This is a genomic window from Bacillus sp. D48C (assembly GCF_053345735.1).
The window spans coordinates 289,700-311,313 of sequence record NZ_JBKFAQ010000004.1; the positions used below are offsets into that span (position 1 = coordinate 289,700).

General features: G+C 35.7%; 18 protein-coding genes. 8 read left to right on the forward strand and 10 right to left on the reverse strand.

All coding sequences use genetic code 11. The annotated features are described in order from the left end of the window. Positions 1–31 precede the first annotated feature (31 nt). A complete protein-coding gene (locus tag ACLBXA_RS13365) occupies positions 32–496 on the forward strand; it encodes a hypothetical protein (RefSeq protein ID WP_000954998.1) in 465 nt (154 codons plus the stop codon). Between the two features lie 27 nt (positions 497–523). Here ACLBXA_RS13365 and ACLBXA_RS13370 read toward each other — a convergent pair whose 3' ends face one another. Further along, positions 524–2,080: a fatty acid--CoA ligase gene (locus ACLBXA_RS13370; protein ID WP_000281977.1), complete on the reverse strand. Its 1,557-nt coding sequence runs from the start codon at positions 2,078–2,080 to the stop codon at positions 524–526. Positions 2,081–2,350: 270 nt separating this feature from the next. Then, positions 2,351–3,838, reverse strand: coding sequence for a coproporphyrinogen III oxidase (locus ACLBXA_RS13375; protein WP_000908777.1), 1,488 nt, complete (start codon positions 3,836–3,838; stop codon positions 2,351–2,353). Positions 3,839–4,091: 253 nt separating this feature from the next. On the opposite strand from ACLBXA_RS13375, the gene ACLBXA_RS13380 reads away from it, so the two are divergent. Further along, the gene (locus ACLBXA_RS13380; RefSeq protein ID WP_000726533.1) at positions 4,092–5,795 is read left to right on the forward strand and encodes an S-layer homology domain-containing protein; all 1,704 of its coding nucleotides are present in this window, start codon (positions 4,092–4,094) and stop codon (positions 5,793–5,795) included. Between the two features lie 68 nt (positions 5,796–5,863). Here ACLBXA_RS13380 and ACLBXA_RS13385 read toward each other — a convergent pair whose 3' ends face one another. Together ACLBXA_RS13385 and ACLBXA_RS13390 are read right to left on the reverse strand one after the other, a co-directional pair. Then, positions 5,864–9,190: a SpaA isopeptide-forming pilin-related protein gene (locus ACLBXA_RS13385; RefSeq protein WP_098311518.1), complete on the reverse strand. Its 3,327-nt coding sequence runs from the start codon at positions 9,188–9,190 to the stop codon at positions 5,864–5,866. Positions 9,191–9,575: 385 nt separating this feature from the next. Then, positions 9,576–10,448, reverse strand: coding sequence for a Cof-type HAD-IIB family hydrolase (locus tag ACLBXA_RS13390; protein ID WP_000640419.1), 873 nt, complete (start codon positions 10,446–10,448; stop codon positions 9,576–9,578). Positions 10,449–10,582: 134 nt separating this feature from the next. Between ACLBXA_RS13390 and ACLBXA_RS13395 the strand changes: the two genes are divergently transcribed. Further along, positions 10,583–11,200: a DNA-3-methyladenine glycosylase gene (locus ACLBXA_RS13395; protein WP_086397351.1), complete on the forward strand. Its 618-nt coding sequence runs from the start codon at positions 10,583–10,585 to the stop codon at positions 11,198–11,200. A gap of 179 nt (positions 11,201–11,379) precedes the next feature. Here the strand turns inward: ACLBXA_RS13395 and alsD are convergent, their stop codons facing one another. Together alsD and alsS are read right to left on the reverse strand one after the other, a co-directional pair. Then, on the reverse strand, positions 11,380–12,138 hold the full coding sequence (alsD, locus tag ACLBXA_RS13400; RefSeq protein ID WP_153600734.1) for an alpha-acetolactate decarboxylase: 759 nt from the start codon (positions 12,136–12,138) through the stop codon (positions 11,380–11,382). Between the two features lie 16 nt (positions 12,139–12,154). Next, positions 12,155–13,843 carry an acetolactate synthase AlsS gene (gene alsS, locus ACLBXA_RS13405; protein WP_447617246.1) on the reverse strand — a complete coding sequence of 563 codons (1,689 nt, stop codon included), beginning with the start codon at positions 13,841–13,843 and terminating at the stop codon, positions 12,155–12,157. Positions 13,844–14,277: 434 nt separating this feature from the next. Between alsS and ACLBXA_RS13410 the strand changes: the two genes are divergently transcribed. Together ACLBXA_RS13410 and ACLBXA_RS13415 are read left to right on the forward strand one after the other, a co-directional pair. Then, positions 14,278–14,838: an HAAS signaling domain-containing protein gene (locus ACLBXA_RS13410; protein ID WP_001042971.1), complete on the forward strand. Its 561-nt coding sequence runs from the start codon at positions 14,278–14,280 to the stop codon at positions 14,836–14,838. A 21-nt stretch (positions 14,839–14,859) separates the two neighbouring features. Beyond that, complete coding sequence (locus ACLBXA_RS13415; protein ID WP_000760031.1) at positions 14,860–15,465, forward strand: NDxxF motif lipoprotein; 606 nt, start codon at positions 14,860–14,862, stop codon at positions 15,463–15,465. Positions 15,466–15,591: 126 nt separating this feature from the next. On the opposite strand, the gene ACLBXA_RS13420 is transcribed toward ACLBXA_RS13415, so the two are convergent. Together ACLBXA_RS13420 and ACLBXA_RS13425 are read right to left on the reverse strand one after the other, a co-directional pair. After that, a complete protein-coding gene (locus ACLBXA_RS13420) occupies positions 15,592–15,948 on the reverse strand; it encodes a YlbF/YmcA family competence regulator (RefSeq protein ID WP_000164614.1) in 357 nt (118 codons plus the stop codon). A gap of 142 nt (positions 15,949–16,090) precedes the next feature. Next, on the reverse strand, positions 16,091–17,227 hold the full coding sequence (locus ACLBXA_RS13425) for a DUF445 domain-containing protein (RefSeq protein WP_003281617.1): 1,137 nt from the start codon (positions 17,225–17,227) through the stop codon (positions 16,091–16,093). A gap of 129 nt (positions 17,228–17,356) precedes the next feature. Between ACLBXA_RS13425 and ACLBXA_RS13430 the strand changes: the two genes are divergently transcribed. Together ACLBXA_RS13430 and ACLBXA_RS13435 are read left to right on the forward strand one after the other, a co-directional pair. Continuing rightward, positions 17,357–18,409: a YheC/YheD family endospore coat-associated protein gene (locus tag ACLBXA_RS13430; RefSeq protein WP_000242801.1), complete on the forward strand. Its 1,053-nt coding sequence runs from the start codon at positions 17,357–17,359 to the stop codon at positions 18,407–18,409. Positions 18,410–18,429: 20 nt separating this feature from the next. Next, positions 18,430–19,887, forward strand: coding sequence for a YheC/YheD family endospore coat-associated protein (locus ACLBXA_RS13435; protein ID WP_447617247.1), 1,458 nt, complete (start codon positions 18,430–18,432; stop codon positions 19,885–19,887). Positions 19,888–19,906: 19 nt separating this feature from the next. Here the strand turns inward: ACLBXA_RS13435 and ACLBXA_RS13440 are convergent, their stop codons facing one another. Then, positions 19,907–20,152 carry a hypothetical protein gene (locus ACLBXA_RS13440; RefSeq protein ID WP_000510472.1) on the reverse strand — a complete coding sequence of 82 codons (246 nt, stop codon included), beginning with the start codon at positions 20,150–20,152 and terminating at the stop codon, positions 19,907–19,909. A gap of 450 nt (positions 20,153–20,602) precedes the next feature. Here ACLBXA_RS13440 and sasP point away from each other — a divergent pair, with 450 nt between their 5' ends. Then, complete coding sequence (gene sasP / locus ACLBXA_RS13445; RefSeq protein WP_000013338.1) at positions 20,603–20,806, forward strand: small acid-soluble spore protein, SasP family; 204 nt, start codon at positions 20,603–20,605, stop codon at positions 20,804–20,806. Positions 20,807–20,857: 51 nt separating this feature from the next. Here sasP and ACLBXA_RS13450 read toward each other — a convergent pair whose 3' ends face one another. After that, entirely contained in the window at positions 20,858–21,592 is a 735-nt protein-coding gene (locus ACLBXA_RS13450) for an amino acid ABC transporter ATP-binding protein (protein WP_000623613.1), read from the reverse strand. Positions 21,593–21,614 lie beyond the last annotated feature (22 nt).

Consider the following 21,614-nt stretch of genomic DNA (forward strand, 5'->3'; position numbering starts at 1 on the left):
TTAAATCTTTTACTATATACTTGGAGGCACTATGCTAACTTTTGAAGAAAAATTATCGATTATTGAATCTTTCCCAGAACTAGAAAGAAAGAACGTATCATTAAAACGTGTAAACTTCCACTTTGAAGAAAGTCGTTTAGATAAAAAGAACGTTGTATTTCATTTACACCCAAATGGAAATGGATTTGTGTATGCAAGCGGTATTAAAGGTTACAAAACGGATGATAAAGGTATGGTTAACATCCGCGAGTTTTCAGCAGAAGAGTTACGTTCAGTAATTGAGAAATCAATTGACCTTCTATCACAAGAAGAAGTAGTAGCACCTGTAGAACCTGCGAAAGAAGAAGAATGGCAGAACGAAGATGGTCATATTCTTACTCTTATTTCAGAGGATGACATGTGGAACGTGTACGCTGGTGTAAACTTAGACGGTACATTCAACTCTTATCCAGAAGCTGCGGAATACCTTGATGAAGAAGGTTTTTCACGCAAATAAAAATAGAAAGTGGGTATCCCCCACTTTCTATTTTTTTGTCCCTTTCAATGACTCCCTCAGCACAAACTTCTGCAACTTCCCGCTCGCATTACGCGGAAGTTCATCTACAAATAAATAATGACGCGGACGCTTATAATCTGCTAATTCGTCACTTTCTTTGCAATACGTTTCTAAATCAGCTTCTGTTATTGTTTCATCTTTCTTCACAATAACTGCCACCACACGCTCTCCCCATAATTCATCTGGCTCACCAAGTACCGCCACATCTAATATACCGTGATGACTATGAAGGAAATCTTCAATTTCACGAGGGTAAATATTTACACCACCGCTAATTACCATATCATCAACGCGATCTGCAACGAATAAATAACCATCTTTATCGAAGTATCCTAAATCACCAGAATGATACCATCCTTTATACATCGATTTTTTATTTGCCTCTTCGCGATTATGATAGCCAGCCATCATAGTTGGGCCACGTAAAATAATTTCTCCCACCTCATAAGGAGGTAATACATCATCTGGTTCTGCCGGTGCCTCCTCGTTCGGTTTCACAATACGAACTTCGTGGCTAAAGCATGGCGTGCCTGCTGAACCAGCTTTCGTAATTTGATCCTCCTCTACGAGAAACGCAACAACTGGTCCCATTTCTGTCATTCCGTATATTTGAACAAGGTCAATATAAAGACGTTCTTTACATTCCTTCACTAACGCCGGCGCCATTGCCGCTCCGCCATATATACCAATTTTCATTGAAGTTAAATCATACTGAGTTAAATCTTTTTGCAACAACATATTCCACATCGTCGGTGCTGCAAAGAACGTCGTAATCTTTTCTTCTTGAATCGTATGTAATACTGTTTCTGTATCAAAATGATGCAAAATAACATTCTTCCCGCCAACTTGAATGCGTGGTATGATTCCGGCATTTAATTCACCACAGTGATATAAAGGCGCAACAACAAGCCCCACACTATCTCTATTATATTTTAGGAAATACGTACAAATCATACTATGCTCAGCCATTTCACGATGACGATGTAACACACCTTTCGGATGACCTGTCGTACCGCTCGTATAAAGCATAGAACAAAAGTCCATTTCATCAATTTCGATATTTACTTTCTCAGAAGATGCTGCATTCACTTTTTCATGGTAGGAACTTGCATAGGAAGGTTTATCGTTTTCTATAGACCAAAAAGATGTATTTGGAAAATCTCGTTCAATGATAGCAACAGTTGACTCAACTGCTTTTTCAAAGACAACGACTTTCGAGGATGCGTCCTGAAGAATATAAGATACTTCTTTCGCCTTTAAACGAAAGTTAATTGGGTTAAAAATCGCACCAATTTTCGCACAAGCTAAGTAAACGTTTACAAATTCATGGCAGTTATATAAGTAAACAGATACCGTATCTCCCTTTCTTACTCCGTCTTCTAATAAAGCGTGTGCCGTTTTATTTATTTGTTCGTCCCACTGTTTATATGTCCAGCGAATATTTTTTTCAGGTTCCACTAACGCCTCTTTATTCGGATACTTACCAACAGATAAATCAAAAATTCTCCCTATCGTCATGTACATGCCAACAATTTCCCCCTTTTCTCTTTCATAAATCTATCATTTCGTCCATAAGTAGACATTGTCCTTCAATGTTTTGACTAATTTTTCTGATTATTATCGACATAGTTTTACAACACGTGCAAACCTTTGATACATGAAATTATATTGGCGATTTTTCAAATATATCGACCGCAATTCAATTTATAGCAGCGATTTTTCGAATATATCGCCTTACTGACAAAAGCTGACAATATAAAAAAGAGAGTGTTCCGATTTGGAACACTCTCCCTCTTATACAAATAGCTCTTCTAAAATTTTCAGTTTATCTTCTGTATATTTTACAAAGCCATCGTTATATGATTTTGGATCTTTCGGATTTGCGAAGTGCGTAATTGCCCCCGTCTTCGGATGAACAAATTTACTTGATGCACCGCAACCAAGTCCGATAATTGATTGTACTTCTTCCATAATGACAATGTTGTAAATACTCTCTTGCGTCGGCATTGCATAACCAACGTTCTCTAAGTTACCTAAAATATTCTTTTGACGATATAGGTAATATGGTACGTAATTATGCTTTTGCGTCCACTCTTCTGCTTCGTGCATCATCGCTGTAATCTCTTCGCGACCTGCTACTTTATATTTACGTTTGTTTTGCGTCATTTCAGAAGCACGTTTAAATGATAACGTATGAACTGTTAATGATTCTGGCATTAACTTTTCTGTTTCATCTAACGTATGCTTGAAGATATCTAACCCTTCACCAGGAAGACCAATAATTAAGTCCATATTAATATTGTTCATTCCCATTTCACGAGCTAAATGGTATTTCTCAATTGTTTCTTCTACAGTATGGTGACGTCCAATTGCTTTTAGTGTCTCTTGATGGTATGACTGCGGATTAATACTAATACGGTCAATGTTCCATTTATTTAACACTTCTAGCTTTGCTGGCGTGATCGTATCTGGACGACCTGCCTCAACTGTAACTTCACGTACATTTTTCACGTCTGGGAACGCTTCGTACATTTCTTCATACAGCATATCCATCTCTTCTGCTGTAATACTTGTAGGTGTACCGCCGCCATAATAAATCGTCGTAACTTTCACACCTTTTTCTTTTAAAAACTTACCAATTTCACGAACTTCATAATGTAAACCACCTAAGAACGAATCAACAGACCCTTGGCGTCCATTAATCGCATAAGCCGGGAATGTACAGTATGCACATTTCGTTGGGCAGAACGGAATACCGATATAAATACTTACTTCTTCTTTCAAACGGTATAAATCCGGAACAACTGCTAATTGGCAATCAACAATGCGCTGAAGAAGTTCAATCTTCTCTTCATGAATTAAATAACTTTCACGAAGTTCTTGATGCGCTTCTTCCTTTGACATACCATTTTGAAGCATTTTATGAAGAAGTTTCGTCGGACGTACTCCCGTTAAAATACCCCAGCTTTGTTCAAGTCCAGTTAACTGCTGAAGAACAGAAAGATATACATAAGAAACAACGTGCTTCACTTGCTTCATACGCTCTTTTTCATCTGTGAAAGCAGATAAATCTTTCGAGAATGTTTCTTCATACACATTTCCTGTGCTAACATCCGTTAATCGAGCGGATGCTTTCACATTATCCTCAATGTGTATATCAACGATCAGATTCGCTTCCTCTTGTTCAAATCCAATCGTACTATCTTCAAAAAATAAGCCGCCAATATTTTGTAGCGGACGTAAAAAACGATCATCTTGTAACGTTTTAATTGAAATTAACACATTATCACCTTTTCATTTGCAAACTCTCTTTAGTTTACTTGAAGGGCGTTTACAGGTCAATACAGAAGGTTTTACCTGTTTCTCTTACATTTTTTCAAATAATTCTTTTTATGAATATCGCTCATGTATATAGACATCATGATTTTCTCTTGTTAAAATTTATTAGTACAAAAAATCGTTACATAGCGAAAATACAATATATAAAGGAGGAATGTTAACACTAGATTCCATAATCTAATGTGTTAAAAAAAATATGAAAAAGAAATTTTATAGTGTATTAACTCTCTCTCTTGCATTACAAACTGTTCTTGCACCTACTTATTCATTTGCAGAGAGTGCTGAAAAATCCGCCGAAGTATATACGGAGGATCAAGTTTTTAAAAGTATTAAAGAGCATGTTAATGAGCATAGTACTCATGAAGAAGATATCGAGGTTACTGGTCAATTCCTACTATACACTTCAAAAAAACATTCATTATATACCGCGAATGATTTAAAAAACAAATCGAATATCGAGATTACAGAACAAGTCGTAACGGCGACAAAGAAAAAAGGAAATGCTTACTACATAACGACGTCAACTGGCGCTGGATGGATAGATAACAATGATAATAGCTTAGAAGTTCAAGAGATTCATAAACTATCTAACCAAAAATTAATCGTAAAAGAAGAAGCTTCCATACATGCACTTCCGTTCCAATCGTTTAACGAAGAAGGGAAACTACAGCCACAAGTCATTACTCCTACTGAACAAGCTGGAAATTGGTTTAAAGTCCAAATAAATGAAACAGCAAAATGGATTTATGCACCTTCTGCTACATTTGAAGGTACAAAAGCTTCATTACTAAAAAACGTTCGTTCTGCTAAAAATAGTTTATTAAGAGCTCCAGATGCTCTACAAACAAACAATATTTATGGCGTTACATTTAAAGAAATGATTGTCCCTAAAGGAAATGACGATATTCGCCCTGGCTACCCGATGGTACCTAAATATATTACGATTCACGAAACGGCTAATACAGCGAAAGGTGCTAATGCTCTAAATCATGCAAAATTCTTAGATAATCAAGCACGCGGAACAGCTGATCGCGCCGCATCTTGGCATTTCACAGTAGATGATAAAGAAATTTATCAACATCTTCCAGTAAATGAAGTTGGATGGCATGCTGGAAATAAAACTGGAAACTATGAATCTATCGGAATTGAAATTGCCGTTAATCAAGATGGAAACTATGAAAAAGCGGTAGAAAATGCCCGTAAATTGGCAGCTTATTTAATGAACGACTTAAATATTTCTCTAGATAAGGTCCAAAAACATCAATTTTGGTCAGGGAAAAACTGCCCTGCGTTTATGATTCAACGCGGACAATGGAATGCTTTCTTAAAAGGAACTGAAACATACTATAAGGAAAACCAAAAAGATCCAGTAACTGATGACATTACAGGTGGATGGTATGAACAAGACATTCGTCAATTAGCAGCTAGAGGCATTATGCAAGGAGAAGGGAACGGCAAGTACTTCCCAGAACGTCTTGTAACGCGTGCTGAATTCGCTACACTAATTACTCGTGCTTTACAATTACCAAGTGGAAATGCTAAGTTCACAGACTTAGAACAAGTACACCCATCTTTAAGAGACGGTATTAATCGTGCAGCAAGCGCAGGCATAATCCGCGGACGTGGTGATAATACATTTGATCCAAATACCACAATTACACGTGAAGAAGCTGTTATTATGATTGATCGTTCTCTAAAACACGCTGGTATTTTTGCAAAACAAGTTGAACTACCATTTGTAGACCAAAACTTAATTTACGCTAAACAAGAAGTACAAAGAGTGTATGGATTTGGAATTGTAAAAGGTAATGAATTTAATCAATTCGTACCAAAAGGACCATCACAACGCGCTCACGCAGCTGCATTTATAAACAGAATGCTTAGCGTAATTGAAGCTTAAAATATTTATCTGTATTAATTTAAAAGGCATCAGAGATTGTATAATCTCTGATGCCTTTTATACATCTTTTAACTATTTTTAGCCATGAATCTTAAACGTATTCCTAGTAACAGAAGCATAAAACCGATGAATGGAACGTAATTCGTATTGTGTCCTGTAGCTGGAAGTTGTTGATTATTAGAAGAACCTTGTCCTTTTTCTGGTAAATTAGGTTTTTCTACTCCCTCACCTGGTTTTTCTGTTCCTTCACCCGGCTTCTCTGTTCCTTCATCTGGCTTTTCTGTTCCTTCACCTGGCTTCTCTGTTCCTTCACCTGGCTTCTCTGTTCCTTCACCTGGCTTCTCTGTTCCTTCACCCGGCTTTTCTGTTCCTTCACCTGGTTTTTCTGTTCCTTCACCTGGTTTTTCCGGACCTTTTTCTGTATCTTTTTTATTTGTAATTTGAAGCTTTACAACTTCAATTTTTTCATTAGAAATCGTAAATTTCATTTCCTTATCGGATAAAGTATATCCTTCTGGCGCTTGGATTTCTTTTAAAGTGTAATCTCCTGGTTCTAACTTCTTAGAAGTCACTTTACCGCTCTTGTTTGTTGTTAATGTGTCGATTTTTGTTCCGTCTTTCCAAATTTCAAACACTGCGCCTGCTAAAGTTTTATTTGTATTATTGGCATCTACCTTTGTAATTTCTAATTGACCTGTAATTTCTTCTTTCACTTTTTCATTCATAACTTCTTGTTTTACTACTTCATTTGCTACAACGTTTACTTCTACTGTTACTTCTAACGCCTTATAACCTTCTGGTGCTTTCGTTTCTTCTAACGTATACTTTCCTGGCACTAAGCTTTCGAATTTCACAACGCCGTCTTTATTCGTTGTTTTCGCTTCTCCAACTACTTGACCAGCTTCGTTCTTTAATTTAAATTCTGCACCTGCTAGAACTTTTCCACTCTCCGAATCCTTTTTGATTACTTGTAAGCTTCCTAGTTCTTTTACGTTTTCTACTTGTACTTCTACTACTTTGTTTGCTTCTACAACGACTTCAATTTCTTCTTTTAACAACTTATATCCTTGTGGTGCTTTCGTTTCTTTTAATGTGTACTTTCCTGGCTCTAATTTCTGTGAAACTACTTTACCAGTTTTATCTGTTCGTAACGTATCTACTTTTTTACCATCTTTATACACTTCGAATTCTGCATCTGATAATACTTTCGTTTTATCTTCCGCATCTACTTTTACAATTTCGAATTGACCAAGGCTCTTACTGTTCGTTACTTTTACATCAACAACTTTTTCACCGTCAACTGTTACATGAATTATTTGTTTTGTTAACTCATAACCTTCTGGTGCTTTTGTTTCTTCTAACGTATATTCACCTGGCACAAGTCCGTCTACTTTAACCGTTCCAGACTTATCTGTTGTAATTCCTTCTTTTACAACATTTCCTTTCGCATCTTTCAATGTAAATTTTGCGCCTGCTAAGCGTTTCGTTTGATCTTTATCATCCATTTTAATAATTTGTAGAGAACCTAAGATTTTTTCGTTTTCTGCCTCTACTTTTACTACTTCTTTCTCGTTTTGAATTGTTACTTTCCATTCTTTATTTGAAAGCTTGTAGCCCGCTGGTGCTTTCGTTTCTTTCACTGTGTATTCACCTAGCGGTAATTTCGGTGACATCACTTTTCCACTCTCATCTGTTTTTAGTTCTGCTACCTTTTTACCACCTTTATACACTTCGAATTCTGCATCTGATAATACTTTCGTTTTATCTTTCGCATCTACTTTCACGATTTCAAATTGACCCGTTACTTTTTCGGAGATCTTTTTATTCACCACATCTACAGTCACTACTTTATTAGCCTCTACATCAACAGAAACTGAACTAGATGATAATTCATATCCTTTCGGTGCTTCTACTTCTTTTAATGTATAGCTTCCAACTGGAAGTTGTTTCGATAAGGCTTCACCTTTATCATCTGTAACAATTGTTTCCACAACTTTCCCATCTTTATCGATAACATCAAATTTTGCACCTGGTAGAAGTTGACCAGATTCACTATCTTTTTTCAATAATTTAAATTGGCCATTCTCTACTTTTCTCGTATTCTTCATAACAAGTTCAATTACGTTTGTATTATCAATTGTTACTTTGACTGGTGTATCAACTTTTATATATCCTTCTGGTGCATTTATTTCTTTTACAAAATAGTCACCAAGTGGTAAATCTTTAACTTCCGCAATACCCTTTTCGTTTGTTGTAACAGTAGCCACAACGTTATTATCCTTGTCTATAACATCAAATTTTGCGTCTTTTAAAACAATATTTTCATCGTTTTCATCAACTTTTTTAATTTGTAAATGTCCTTTTTCAACTGCTGGTTTATTCCACTTTGGCCAGTTAAATTTAAAGTTATGAACCTCAAAACCATCTCTTTGGTGTAATCCTCCAACATAGGCTTGTCCATTAATAGAACCACCTTTTGTTTCTACAACTGCATTAGGTGCAAACACACTACCTACTACACCATAACCTTTAGTTGTTATCTTTGTAGCATTAGGAAATACCCAAATTACCTTACTAGCTAACTCAGTAAAAGATGAATTAGGATCGTATGCTTGAGATGTATTAATTAAATCCGTCGCCATCCCAGTATTTCTTGTATCATACAAAATTGCACCGCCACCAAAACTCACTTCTTCTGCATCTGAATAAATAACAATAAAGTCTTTATTCTCTACATTCGGAAGAAAAACGTCTTTTACATCAAATGCTTTCTTTCCCGTCTGGCCTGAAGAGACATAAATATTAGGGTTGTTTACATCTTCACCGATTCCAAAGCTCATATTAGTTTTTGGCTTATCAGTGTATAGTTTACTTGCATCCCCAATTACACCATCAACGTCTTTTCTAAATTCTTTAAACTTAGCATCAATCTCCGCTTGCTCTTTATAAGAGATACGGTCATATGACGTTTTCATTGCGCCATCTGGGTCACCGTCTTTTGTCATCGCCACTGTTCCATCTTGAATAATTACCTGTCCTGCTCCCGCTTTCGTAAATTGACCGCCTAGTAATAATGATGGATATCCTTCATCTACCCAAGTTGCTCCAGCTAAGTTATTTGCTCCAGTTGCAGCCGCTACGACTGTATAACTTGATGCGTTCATATTTTTCTGAACAGCCATCGCACCTTCAATATCCGCACTCGTTGCACTATGATCTCCAAAAATGATGGCGTTGTAATAAGATACATCACCTAAACCTTTTAACTCTGTTGTAGCTGCCTCCGCTTTAAATGGTAAATGGATTAAAAAATTCATACATATTAGTAATACAACTATTAAACTACTACTTAACTTTTTAATTTTTTGATTAAATGATTTCCTCAAGAAATTCATTCCCCCTTTTAAACTTCCTAAAATCACAAAAAGAAGCACATTTCATATGTACCAGGTCTTACTCACATTAACTTAAAATAATCCATTTAAATAAAACAAAGGAACGCTACAACTACTTAATAAAATTACTACAATTCATTTTTGAAATAATACGTGAACTAAACTATCATGCGGAAATGTTTTTACGTACGGGAGCTCAATAAAATTAATCTGAAGAATATTTCATGTGGTGTAACTGTTTTGGCAACATCATCCACTTTACATTAGTTTTCTAAAGGATTCAAGTGAATTGTATGAATCCCATACACAATTCACAATTTAAAACGTTTTCATTCCTTTTAATAAGCTCAACAAAAAAACGTAGCCAAAAAGCTACGTTTTTCTGTCATCGTTTCGGTGTATTTTTATGATTCTTCAAAAACGGAAGCGGGAATTGCTTACGGAAATGCTCTTTAATCATATACTCTACACCGTTTTCACTATTTGAACGTGTGATCCAATCTGCTGCTTGCTTTAATTCTACAGGCGCGTTCCCCATCGCTACCCCAAGTCCCACGTTTTCAATAACCTCTAAATCTTCCATACTATCTCCAATCGCAACCATTTCATTTAGCGAAATATTTAAATGCTCTCCAAGCAATTGTAATCCACGTAACTTTGATACATTTTGCGGTAAAATTTCTATTCGTTTTGAATCACATTCAACATACTCTACATCTTGGAATGCTTTTCTTAATGTGTTCAGTCCTCTTTCTTTTTCACCTTTACTTTGGAAAAGAACATCAATTTTTGGCGCCGCTACCGGATGGTCCCGAAGCGCATCACCTAACGAATCTACAAATTGAACTGGATAAAATAACGGATCTGCGCTTGATAATACAGTGCGCGCAATTAAGTTTGGTGTATTTCTCTCACGATTTCCTATCGAAAACCGTTCATGAGAAATACGTACGTTACAATCAAAGTGCTCTAACACTTGCACAATGTTAAAAGTCTTCTCTTCAGACAATCTTCTTTGAACGTACGGCTTATCTAACGTTGCTGAAACGAAAGCACCACCATGTGTCACTAATATAGAATCTAATTTTAACGCCTTTGCTACTTTATGAGCGGATTGAAAATTACGACTCGTAAATAACGTAACGTATACATCTTTTCTTTTCACAAATTCAATTGTTTCTCGTAATCCTTTTGCAATTTTTCCATTGTTGTATAGTAGTGTCCCATCTATATTAAGAGCTAGTAAGCGATAAATCATGTCGCACTCCCCCTCTTCGCTGTTGTACTCTATCCATAATTTATGAAATAAACCCGATAAATAGAACGAGTTAGAATTACTACTGAAAATTTGGTTTACTATATACATATACACTTAGCAAAGGAGATAGTACAATGCATGCACCACCTTCCTTTTATGAAGGCGATACGTTAGAAGTCGCAAAAAAATTACTCGGGCAAAAACTTGTTCATATTGTAGACGGAATAAAGCGAAGCGGAATCATTGTAGAAGTAGAAGCATATAAAGGCCCAGATGATAAGGCCGCACATAGTTACGGCGGTAGACGGACAGATCGCACAGAAGTTATGTTTGGCGCACCAGGGCATGCTTACGTATATTTGATTTACGGTATGTATCATTGTTTTAACGTTATTACAGCACCAGTGGGCACCCCACAAGGTGTTCTCATTCGAGCCCTTGAGCCGGTAAATGGGATAGAAGAAATAAAACTAGCGCGCTACAATAAGACCGAAATTACAAAAGCACAGTATAAAAATTTAACGAACGGTCCTGGCAAACTATGCCGTGCCCTCGGAATTACTTTAGAAGAACGTGGCGTATCATTACAAAGTGACACATTGCATATTGAACTCGTCCCAGAAGATGAACACATATCATCACAATATAAAATAACAGCAGGACCTCGTATTAATATCGACTATGCAGAAGAAGCTGTACATTATCCGTGGCGTTTTTATTATAAGGGGCATCCGTTTGTTTCAAAGAAATAAACGATATCAATGATCTTTCAAATATATCTATCGTAACTTACAATATATCAACGATTTTTCAAATATATCTATCATAACTTACAATATATCAACGGTTCGACAAGAAATATCGATTTATCGACAAATAATAACATTACGAATAAAAGAAGACTGTTCCAAAATGGAACAGTCTTTCCCTCTTACTCTGCACCTTCCGCAGTTGCAATATTATCCTCTAAGTTTTCTCTTGATAATTCAGCCGCCATAAAATCTGCTGTTTCTGGAAGTGCTAAATGCATATGAGCTTTTTGACAAATTTGGATCGTGCAGTTTTCTACAACATAGTCGAAAACATGTCCGCCTCCGCTTCTTTCATCATCAATGTAATGTAAGTGGAATCCAGCTACCCCAATACCTTGTGCGTAATCTGGTGTCCAAAATCCAGCAAGCGTACCTTCTGTATTTTCAAACGAAAAGATTGGTTGCGATTTCGTCACTTCAACGAGTGGTGTATACGGTTTTTCTTGTCTTGGAACAGTTCTCGTTCTTACTTCACGGAACGTACCGTCCATTCGAATAGCGTAAAATAAGTTTTTACTTGGCATTAATTCATGTAATAATGCTTCAACTTCTTCACGATTCATCGGATGCTCTACCGTATAACTCATTTCTTTTTCAAAAAACGTTACAGTCGCAAATGGCGTTGTTTCTTCTGGCTCTACTTTTTCCGCTGAACCGTCTGAACGTAAATGATAAAATTCATTATCAAATGCAATCATTTCACCATCTAATTGATCAAATGTGCCGATGCCGAAATCACCATGTTTTTTCAAATCTTCAAAGCTAATCACACCATCATATATACCATCTAATAGCGCAAGCATTGTAGATGTTTGATATACTTCATTACTCATTTTCGTTTTTTTTGCATCAATATCAATTAATTGCGCAACAGTCATCTCAAATCTGCCTCCATTAGTTTAATTGGTTTGGTAATAATTTTTCGCTTAATTTAATGTTGTCACGATAGTCAATTGGAATATCAATAATGACAGGACCATCTGCTGCTAATGCTTCTTTTAATACCCCTTCTAATTCATCAGGCGTGTTAACACGAAGACCTAACGCTCCGAAACTTTCCGCATATTTCACAAGATCAACATCACCAAACTCTGTAGCTGATGTTCTACCGTATTTCATCATTTGTTGGAATGCAACCATATCATATGTGCCGTCTCTCCAAACAAGATGGACGATTGGAGAATTTAAACGTACCGCCGTTTCTAACTCCATCGCTGAGAATAAGAAACCACCGTCACCTGATACGGAAACTACTTTTTTACCTGGTTCTACTAAAGTAGCTGCGATTGCCCAAGGAAGTGCAACACCTAACGTTTGCATGCCGTTACTAAATAATAATCTACGTGGTTCATAAGAACGGAAACATCTCGCCATCCAAATAGAATGGGAACCGATGTCACATGTAACAGTTGTATCGTCACTAATTAAAGAACGAAGTGTACGAATCACTTGAAGTGGATGCGTAACACCCTCCGAAGCACGGTTCGGAACTTCTGCTTGTTCTGATAATTTCGCGCGTAATCGTTCTAATACCGCTTCTGATTTCGTACTTAATACAAGTTTCGGTAATTTCTCCGCGATGCTATTTACCGTTAAGGCAATATCACCAATTAATTCACGCTCTGGTTGGTAATCATGGTCGATATCTGCTTGATGGTCGTCAAGATGAATAATCGTTCTGTCGCCAAGTTTATTCCAGAATTTTGGATCATACTCGATTGGATCATAACCGATAGAAATAACAAGGTCTGCTTCTTCTAGTAAAATATCACCTGGTTGGTTACGGAATAATCCAACGCGGCCGAAGAAATGATCTTCTAACTCACGTGAAATCGCACCAGCTGCTTGATATGTTTCAACGACAGGAAGTTCTGTATCCGCAATTAATTTACGAACAGCTTTCGTCACTTCATTTGTGCTCGCTCTCATACCGAGTAAAATAACTGGTAATTTCGCTGATTTTATTTTTTCTACTACATATGTAATATCATTTGTGGGAGCGATTCCAAGCTGTGGCTTAGAAAGCGCACCGATAGACTCTACAGTTGTTTCCGCAGTCATAACGTCTTGCGGAAGACTTACTAAAGTAGCTCCCGGATTTGTGGAAGTCGCACTTCGAAATGCATTACTAAGTGCTTCTGGCACATTATCAGGATGCTCTACTTCTACGCTATATTTTGTGATTGGTTCGAATAGTGCAGCATTATCCATAGATTGATGCGTACGTTTTAATCGATCCGTACGCGGTACTGCACCAGCTAAAGCAACAACGGGATCACTCTCCGCATTCGCAGTAACAAGACCTGTCGCTAAATTTGATGTCCCTGGTCCTGAAGTTACAAGACATACGCCCGGTTTCCCTGTTAATCTACCAATAGCAGCTGCCATAAATGCTGCATTTTGTTCATGACGACAAACGATTAACTCTGGTCCTCTTTCTTGCAATACATCAAATACAGAGTCAATCTTTGCTCCTGGAATACCGAAAACATGTGTAACACCTTGTTTAATTAAACAATCAACAACAAGATCTGCTCCTTTTGTTTTTGTCTTCACGTCGTTTGCTTTTACACCTGTCCTCAAACTAATCATCCCTTTATTTCATAATGTGTGTAATAAAGATTTTAATTTCACCTAGTTAATTAAGCTGGTGAAGTATCTTTATCATTATATTACAAATGCATTATTTTTCCAACAATATGAATTTGAAATTATTTTGACAAGTTTTAAAGAATGCGCTTACAACCTTTTGTTTATCTTAAAATAACATTTTTATATCTCTTCTAAAAATACGCAAAAATATTTTCACCCATTTATAATATTAACAATCTTATAGTACCTTGCAAAGAACAATAGTAAGTGATATATTTGTAAATAATGGAATAACCATTATTTGGAATGTTATTCGCAATTAGTATATCTCCTTTCAAAAAGTAGATATAGATTGTGTGTGCTGTTTAGAAAAAAGATAGGATTTTCAGCCATAATTCATCATTTTATAAAGGAAAGTGATCGTTATGAACAAAAGTGAATTTTTAGAACAACTTAGTTCTTCCCTACGGAATATGCCTAATTCAGAAAAGGAGGATATTATCTCGGAGTACGAAACTCATTTTATTAGTGGTAAACAAGATGGAATATCTGAAGAGGAAATTTCTAAAAAGCTAGGAAATCCTAAAACTATCGCTAAAGAACTTAATATTTCATATGTAATAAGTAAAGCTGACAAGAAACGCAGCCTAAAAAATATTATGACAGCACTGTTTTCTGTTATGAGCTTAAGTGTTTTAAACTTTATATTTATCATTATCGCCTTTTTCGTATTACTCTTTCTATTACCGCTTCTTCTAGCACTTATAATTGCTACACCATTATTAATTATTTCACCTATCTTATTAATAGGATTAGGATTCTTTAAAGGGTTTCATCAAATCAGTTATTCCGATGTTTATAATGTATTTATAGCTTTTTGCATCGGCTTACTAATATCCGTCATATCTTATCAATTAATAAAACATATATACTCACTTTTAGTTAAGTATTTAAAATGGAATTTAGCTATTTTACAAAGATACTAATGAATATAAAAGGAGATTAATATGAAAAAGTATATTTTATATCCACTCATGTTACTTACAATGTTATTTCTATCAGCTTGTTCAAACAGTGTACAACCTAAGGAAGAAAACGATGTCCAATCTATTAAAGATGTTGCTATTAAAGTTCCAGAAAATATATTTAGTTCCTCAAAGAAAAATGAAAATATTAGTGAAGACGAAATGAAACAAAATATAAAAAGTTATTTAAATTATAGCGGAGAGTTAGACGAAAATATCGTTCCACTTTCATCCACTACATCCGATGAAAATATCACTGAATCTGACCGAGAAAAATTACAAAAACTAATAGAATTAGCGAAACAAAATGATACAAACTTCCATAATTTTATTAGTAACAATACAATCCCTGATGATTACAAAAAGCCTTCAAAAGAAATATATGAATTTATTTCATCATCTACAGCACTTTCAGTAGAACTAGATCAAGAATTAGACAAACTCGCTCAAGATCGTAACTTATTCAAAACTGATTTCTCTTTTACAAAGCGCTTTGAGAAAGCTAATGGTAGGAAGCAAAAAGAAATTGAAAAGTTTTTGAAGGAAAAGAACATTAAAACTTCAATTAACAGCAATAAAAAAAATTAGATGTATTACATACCCCTTTCAAAATAACCAATAAGAAATGGCTATTTTGAAAGGGAGTTTTTGTGGTATAACTATTAAATTCCCTAAACAAAAAAGACGCTCCTAAACTAGGAGCGTCTTCCACTATTACGCTTGTTGTTGCGCGCTATATAATTCTTCAAGTGGCTTCATGATAATTTTGTTAACGTCACCGATTACAACGTTTAGGCGTTGCTCAGTTTCCATTAATTTTGTAATTTTAGCATCTTGTTGAATGCGAGCTACAACTTCTTGTGCTTGTTGGTTGTCTTCTTCAGTGATTTCTTGGCCTTGCATCATTTTTTGTTGTAGGCTAAGTTGCATTGTACGGAACTCATCAAATAAGTTCTTTGAAGCTGTGTCAGCTTGAACTGCTGCGTAGCTCTCTTTTAAAGTTTTGAAGTCTTCGTTTTCAGCGATTGCTTTTTGTAATTCATATGCAACATCATGAATGTTCTTTGTCATTTTATTTTTCCTCCTTTAGAAGGCTAGCGCTTTTCATACGCACTGCCTTTTCAGTGCATTTACATACGCACCTCTTCTTACCATATCAAACTATGCAAGAGATGTGAAGAAATTTCACTTTTATTTCTATGTACTCACCTTATTATCTAAGAAACAATAGTAACAATCCTTGTACGAGTCCGATTATTCCACCTAATAATGCTCCTAAATACGTAATCATTTTCAATTCATTTTTCGTAATAGACAGAACTAAGTCTTCTAATCTTTCTGTTGAGAATGTAGACACTTCTTGCTGGACAATTTCCGCAAGATGTAGATTGTTTAGTATACTCTCTACGTTTTCTGTTCCCCACTTCAAGCCTTTCGTTACTGTGCTTGGAACCACTTTTTCAATAATTGTTTCTCGAACTGGCTCACATACTTGCTGAACAGATTGATTTAAAAACTTACTCACTGTTTCCTCTACTTTAACTGCTGACAACACGGAGCTTACAATCATTTCTTTCTCTACAAACGATTCTAATTCTTTTACATCTCTTCCTTTTAACTTTTCCCATTCTTTTTGCAGTACGTCAGTTAAAAGCTGCTTTGTACCATCTTGCCCTAAAAACTTAATAACTTCTGGCTGCACACGATCCACTACACTTACATTTCCTAAAAACATTCCGACTAAGTTAAGTAGCGTTCCGCGAGAAGCAAAGAAATCATCAATCATTTTTGAAAGACGGCCTTTCCCTTCTTCACTTTCAAAAAAGCTAATTCCTCGCTCTAAAATAAACGCCGAGACATTCGGAATCGCATTCTCTACTTTTTCATTTACAGAATGAGGTAAAGCCTGTTCCCATGTATATGTATAATACTCAGCTAAAAATGCCTGTATTTTTTCTGTAATCACATGTTCAATTTTTTGAGTCACTTCTTCTTCTACATGCGCTACATTCCATTTTTCTAACATATGTCGCAGTGATTGTTCATTCTTAATTACTTTATCCACTTCCACTTGCGCCCAGTGGATTAAACCTTTTTGAAACTCTTCATTTGTTAGCTTTTTTCCGATTCCTTCCGGTGTTAACAAATGTTCTACGACCATTTTCCCTAATTGAACAGCAAGTTCATCACGACGTTTCGGAATTAATCCTGGTGTAAATGGAACTTGAAACTTCCCGATATAAATAGGGCGATGAGGACGAAATAACATTTTTATCGCTAAATGATTCGTATATCCCCCAATAATTGCTCCGAGTCCTGTCGTCGTTAACATATTTAACCATATATTCATTACAATCAACCTTTCACTTCTCCAAAACTATAGCATATCATCATACGGACAAAAGTATAATGGTATAAAAACGTATTTGCAATATATAGCTTCGCCTATTATGCAAATAGTAGTAAAGGAGTGATTTCGTTGGTTCTCGGTCTTTTAGCTTCTAAACTTCATTACGAACAAACGTATTACACCGAAATCGCTAAACGCGCTCGGCTTTATCATAATGTCGTTGCCCAGTTTACGCCATTTTGTATTGATCCTAAAACAGACCTTGTTTCTGGTCTTATTTACGATACAGATACAGGAAAATGGAAAGAGCAAACATTCCCTATTCCTTCTTATATATATGATCGTTATTCTTTTCACGAGGAAACAGACTTTGAAAAAGCAAAATCAATTATTCACTCTTTGCACAATCGTCCTTCCACTACCTTTTTAAATAACACACTTATTAATTTAAGTGAACTACATGATTTATTTCTCACTAATAAGAAACTGTCTCCTTATATACCAAAATTTGAAATAGCAACGATACAAAACATTTTCAAACTGTTGTTAAAAACTAAAGATATTATTATACGCCCCACTAATATACATTCTAAGGATAACTTATATCGAATTGCTTACAAAAATAAAACGTTTCATATCGATACAGTAAATGAAAAATACCATACTTCTATTACAATCAAACGGACAGACGAATTTATATCTTGGTGTAAATCTAACATACGTTCATCCCGTTACATAGCGCACACTATGCTACAACCACCAAATCAATTAACATATCCACTCCACATTCGAACCATTTTGCAAAAAAACAAAGAACAAACTTGGAATGTTATCGGTCAATTTATACAAAAAAGCTCATTTCCTAATCAGCTTTTACCCTCAACAACGGACGATGATTCATTACATTCATTTTCAAAAATTAAATACGTACTATCTAGTACGGGTGTGCAACTATTGCAAGATGCTTTACACGACATTGTAAATGAAGTATTCCAAACACTAGATCAGTCTTATTCTTCGTTATTTGAACTAGAACTTTCCACCATTATGGATCAAAAAGGCGCAATTTGGCTTATGTATGTCAACACGATTCCCCCTTACGAACAATACATTCGTCATAGTGATTCATTAGCTGAAAAGATATTTCACGGACCACTTAAATTCAGTCGCTTTACACCATAATGAAAGGAGGTAAACCTATTTTGAAAGAACATATATATACATTAAACATTTCAGATGAACATCCAAATAGCATTACTTTACCTTACGTTTTTTCTATTACGCCACCTATTACATCCCTCTCCTTCGGTATACGTCACATTGCAAGTGAAGAGGTGAAAATTCATTATTCCTTTACTCGCGAAATTATTATCGGAAAACATATTGCCGAAAAACTTTTACTACCTCAATCCACTACTATTCATGCATTCACACAAAACCAAACAATTATTTTCGGACCATTAATCGGCATTTTTACAACTGGCTTTAACGATGATTCTTCTAACCCTTTAGGAAATCGTTCAATTGCTCTCAGTGAGTTGTTAACACCACCATTCTCATTACGACCGTTCGTATTCGTCTTTGGCGTTCAACATATAAACTGGGAAGAAGAAACGATTGAAGGATATTTCTTTCAAGAGAAACAATGGATAAAGAAAAGGGTCCCTTTACCAAATGTCATTTACGATCGATTACCGAATCGACAAGCTGAAAATTATAAACCAATCGTCAGAGCAAAAAGAAAGTTAGAACAAGACTACTCCATTCCATGGTTTAACCCAGGTTTTTTCAATAAATGGGAAGTTCATCAACTTCTTATGAAAGACGAATCAATTAGACCCTTATTACCAAACACAGAAGCATTTCAGCATTTTGAACAAGTAGAACGGTTTCTTGGCACGTATAAATCTGTGTACATGAAACCAATACACGGGAGCTTTGGTAGAAATATTCATCAAATATTTTATTCTCAAACAGAGAATTGCTACTACTGTCGTTATCGCGAAAATGAAGAAAATAAACTGAGAAAGTATCAATCATTAGAAACTCTTCTAAACCACGTATTAAAGGGACATGATTTAAAAAAGTTTATCGTACAGCAAGGTATTTCGTTACTTCGCTTCGATGGGCAACCTGTTGATTTCCGCATTCATACAAATAAAAATCATTTCGGTAATTGGATAGTTAGTGCAATCGTCGCCAAAATCGCCGGCAAAGGCAGTTTAACAACGCACGTAAATAGCGGCGGTGATACAAAATTGCTACAAGAGCTTTTTCCAGATTCAACGAAACAAGTTCAAATTGAAAACAAATTAAAACATACTGCCTTACAAATAAGTTACGCGCTCGATGAACAAGTAACCGGAAATATTGGAGAAATCGGTTTTGATATCGGTTTAGACACAAAGGAAAATCCGTGGCTCTTTGAAGCCAACTCTAAACCTGGGCGAACTGTATTCCAAGATGAAAAATTAAAAGAGCAAAGTGAAATGACGCGCCAGTTATTTTACGAATATGCCGTCTACTTAACTGAACATTCTTTACGTGATACAAAAGAAAAAATGTCTCAAATAAAATCAGGGGCTTCATCAAATACCGAACATATCCCTTCCCCTATGATTCACTCACAAATACAAAAACAAAAACTTCCACCTAGATAATAAGGTGGAAGTTTTCTATTTACACAAGTTTTACTACAACCTCTGTTTCCACGTTACATACTCCGCAATAAAAAATATGATTGCAATATTCATTTGAATTATTATGCGTTAAACCATCTACTGCATTTAATAATTCTTGATCCATATAGGCACTATAATCGTCTATGTAATCTACAGACTTCCCATAATCTTGGAGTATACTTTGGCAATTTTGACAAGAATATGTTTGTGATTCTAATGCGTTGCAAAGCGGGCAAATCCCCATCATGATTCCTCCATACGTTATCGTTTAAAGCCTCTCTTTTTTAGATTGAAGAGAGCACCTACCCATGCATAGGAGCGGTCACTCCATCCCTACTTAAAAATAGAACTATGAAGTTGCTACCGATTTCATTTCAATAAATCATAAATAAGAAGCTAATGATTAGCCTACAAGTAGCAGGCTACAATGAGAAAATTATATTTAATATCCTCCTTAGTTTGGCCTGTTTTCTTAAAAATACAACGATTACTCTTATTTCATAATTTACGAAATCAATAAGTTTTTTTGACAAAATTTACAAATTATTATTTTGTATATCTTTCTAGGTAACATCCATACTATGAGTACAAACTTAATTACCGATGGATTAGCGCCAACCGGGGCGATAATCTGGTTCAACTCCAGCTAGTCCAACCAAAAAAACTTTTATAACTCTAAGGAGGATATATTCCTATGGCAAACCAAAATTCTTCAAATCAATTAGTAGTACCAGGTGCAACAGCTGCAATCGATCAAATGAAGTACGAAATCGCTCAAGAATTTGGTGTACAATTAGGAGCAGATTCTACGGCTCGTGCTAACGGTTCAGTTGGTGGAGAAATTACAAAACGTCTAGTTGCAATGGCTGAGCAAAGCCTTGGCGGATTCCACAAATAAATATATATGGCAAAAAGGTCTCAAGGCATATGCCTTGAGACCTTCCTTAATTTATTGCAACATTTGTAAAAACTTCTTCGTACGTTCTTCTTTTGGATTTGTAAATACATCTTCTGGTGTACCTTGTTCAACAACGACACCGCCATCCATGAAAATAACACGGTTCGCAATTTGATGTGCAAAACGCATTTCGTGCGTTACAATGACCATCGTCATACCTTCTTTAGCAAGTTCTTTCATTACTTTCAGAACTTCTTGAACAAGTTCAGGATCAAGTGCTGACGTCGGCTCATCAAATAGTAACACTTCCGGCTCCATCGCAAGCGCGCGCGCAATTCCAACACGCTGTTGTTGTCCGCCTGATAATTGAAATGGATATAAATCCACTTTATCTGCTAAACCAACTTTTTCAAGGAAGTAGTTTGCTTTTTTCTTCGCTTCTTCTTTCCCTACTTTTTTCACTGTAATGAGTCCTTCCATTACGTTTTGAAGTGCTGTCAAATGAGGGAATAAGTTATGGTGCTGGAATACCATACCTGTTTGCGTACGAAGATTTACAATATCTTTCTTCGATACTTTTTGAGCAAAATTAAGCTCTTTATTGCCGATGCGAATGCTACCGGCGTTTGGTGTTTCTAGTACGTTAAGACAACGTAAGAATGTCGTTTTACCAGATCCAGACGGTCCAATAATAACAACAACCTCGCCTTTCTCAACTGTTAAATCTATATGCTTTAGTACGGTATTATCTCCGAAACTTTTTTGTAAGTGCTGAATTGAAATCATAAAAACAAAAACTCCTTTTGTA

Excerpts from the sequence above, each read along its gene's own strand:
- ACLBXA_RS13365 (WP_000954998.1), top strand. The coding sequence starts at position 32 with ATGCTAACTTTTGAAGAAAAATTATCGATTATTGAATCTTTCCCAGAA.
- ACLBXA_RS13370 (WP_000281977.1), bottom strand. The coding sequence starts at position 2,080 with ATGTACATGACGATAGGGAGAATTTTTGATTTATCTGTTGGTAAGTAT.
- ACLBXA_RS13380 (WP_000726533.1), top strand. The coding sequence starts at position 4,092 with ATGAAAAAGAAATTTTATAGTGTATTAACTCTCTCTCTTGCATTACAA.
- ACLBXA_RS13385 (WP_098311518.1), bottom strand. The coding sequence starts at position 9,190 with ATGAATTTCTTGAGGAAATCATTTAATCAAAAAATTAAAAAGTTAAGT.
- ACLBXA_RS13390 (WP_000640419.1), bottom strand. The coding sequence starts at position 10,448 with ATGATTTATCGCTTACTAGCTCTTAATATAGATGGGACACTACTATAC.
- ACLBXA_RS13395 (WP_086397351.1), top strand. The coding sequence starts at position 10,583 with ATGCATGCACCACCTTCCTTTTATGAAGGCGATACGTTAGAAGTCGCA.
- alsD (WP_153600734.1), bottom strand. The coding sequence starts at position 12,138 with ATGACTGTTGCGCAATTAATTGATATTGATGCAAAAAAAACGAAAATG.
- ACLBXA_RS13410 (WP_001042971.1), top strand. The coding sequence starts at position 14,278 with ATGAACAAAAGTGAATTTTTAGAACAACTTAGTTCTTCCCTACGGAAT.
- ACLBXA_RS13415 (WP_000760031.1), top strand. The coding sequence starts at position 14,860 with ATGAAAAAGTATATTTTATATCCACTCATGTTACTTACAATGTTATTT.
- ACLBXA_RS13420 (WP_000164614.1), bottom strand. The coding sequence starts at position 15,948 with ATGACAAAGAACATTCATGATGTTGCATATGAATTACAAAAAGCAATC.
- ACLBXA_RS13425 (WP_003281617.1), bottom strand. The coding sequence starts at position 17,227 with ATGAATATATGGTTAAATATGTTAACGACGACAGGACTCGGAGCAATT.
- ACLBXA_RS13440 (WP_000510472.1), bottom strand. The coding sequence starts at position 20,152 with ATGGGGATTTGCCCGCTTTGCAACGCATTAGAATCACAAACATATTCT.
- sasP (WP_000013338.1), top strand. The coding sequence starts at position 20,603 with ATGGCAAACCAAAATTCTTCAAATCAATTAGTAGTACCAGGTGCAACA.
- ACLBXA_RS13450 (WP_000623613.1), bottom strand. The coding sequence starts at position 21,592 with ATGATTTCAATTCAGCACTTACAAAAAAGTTTCGGAGATAATACCGTA.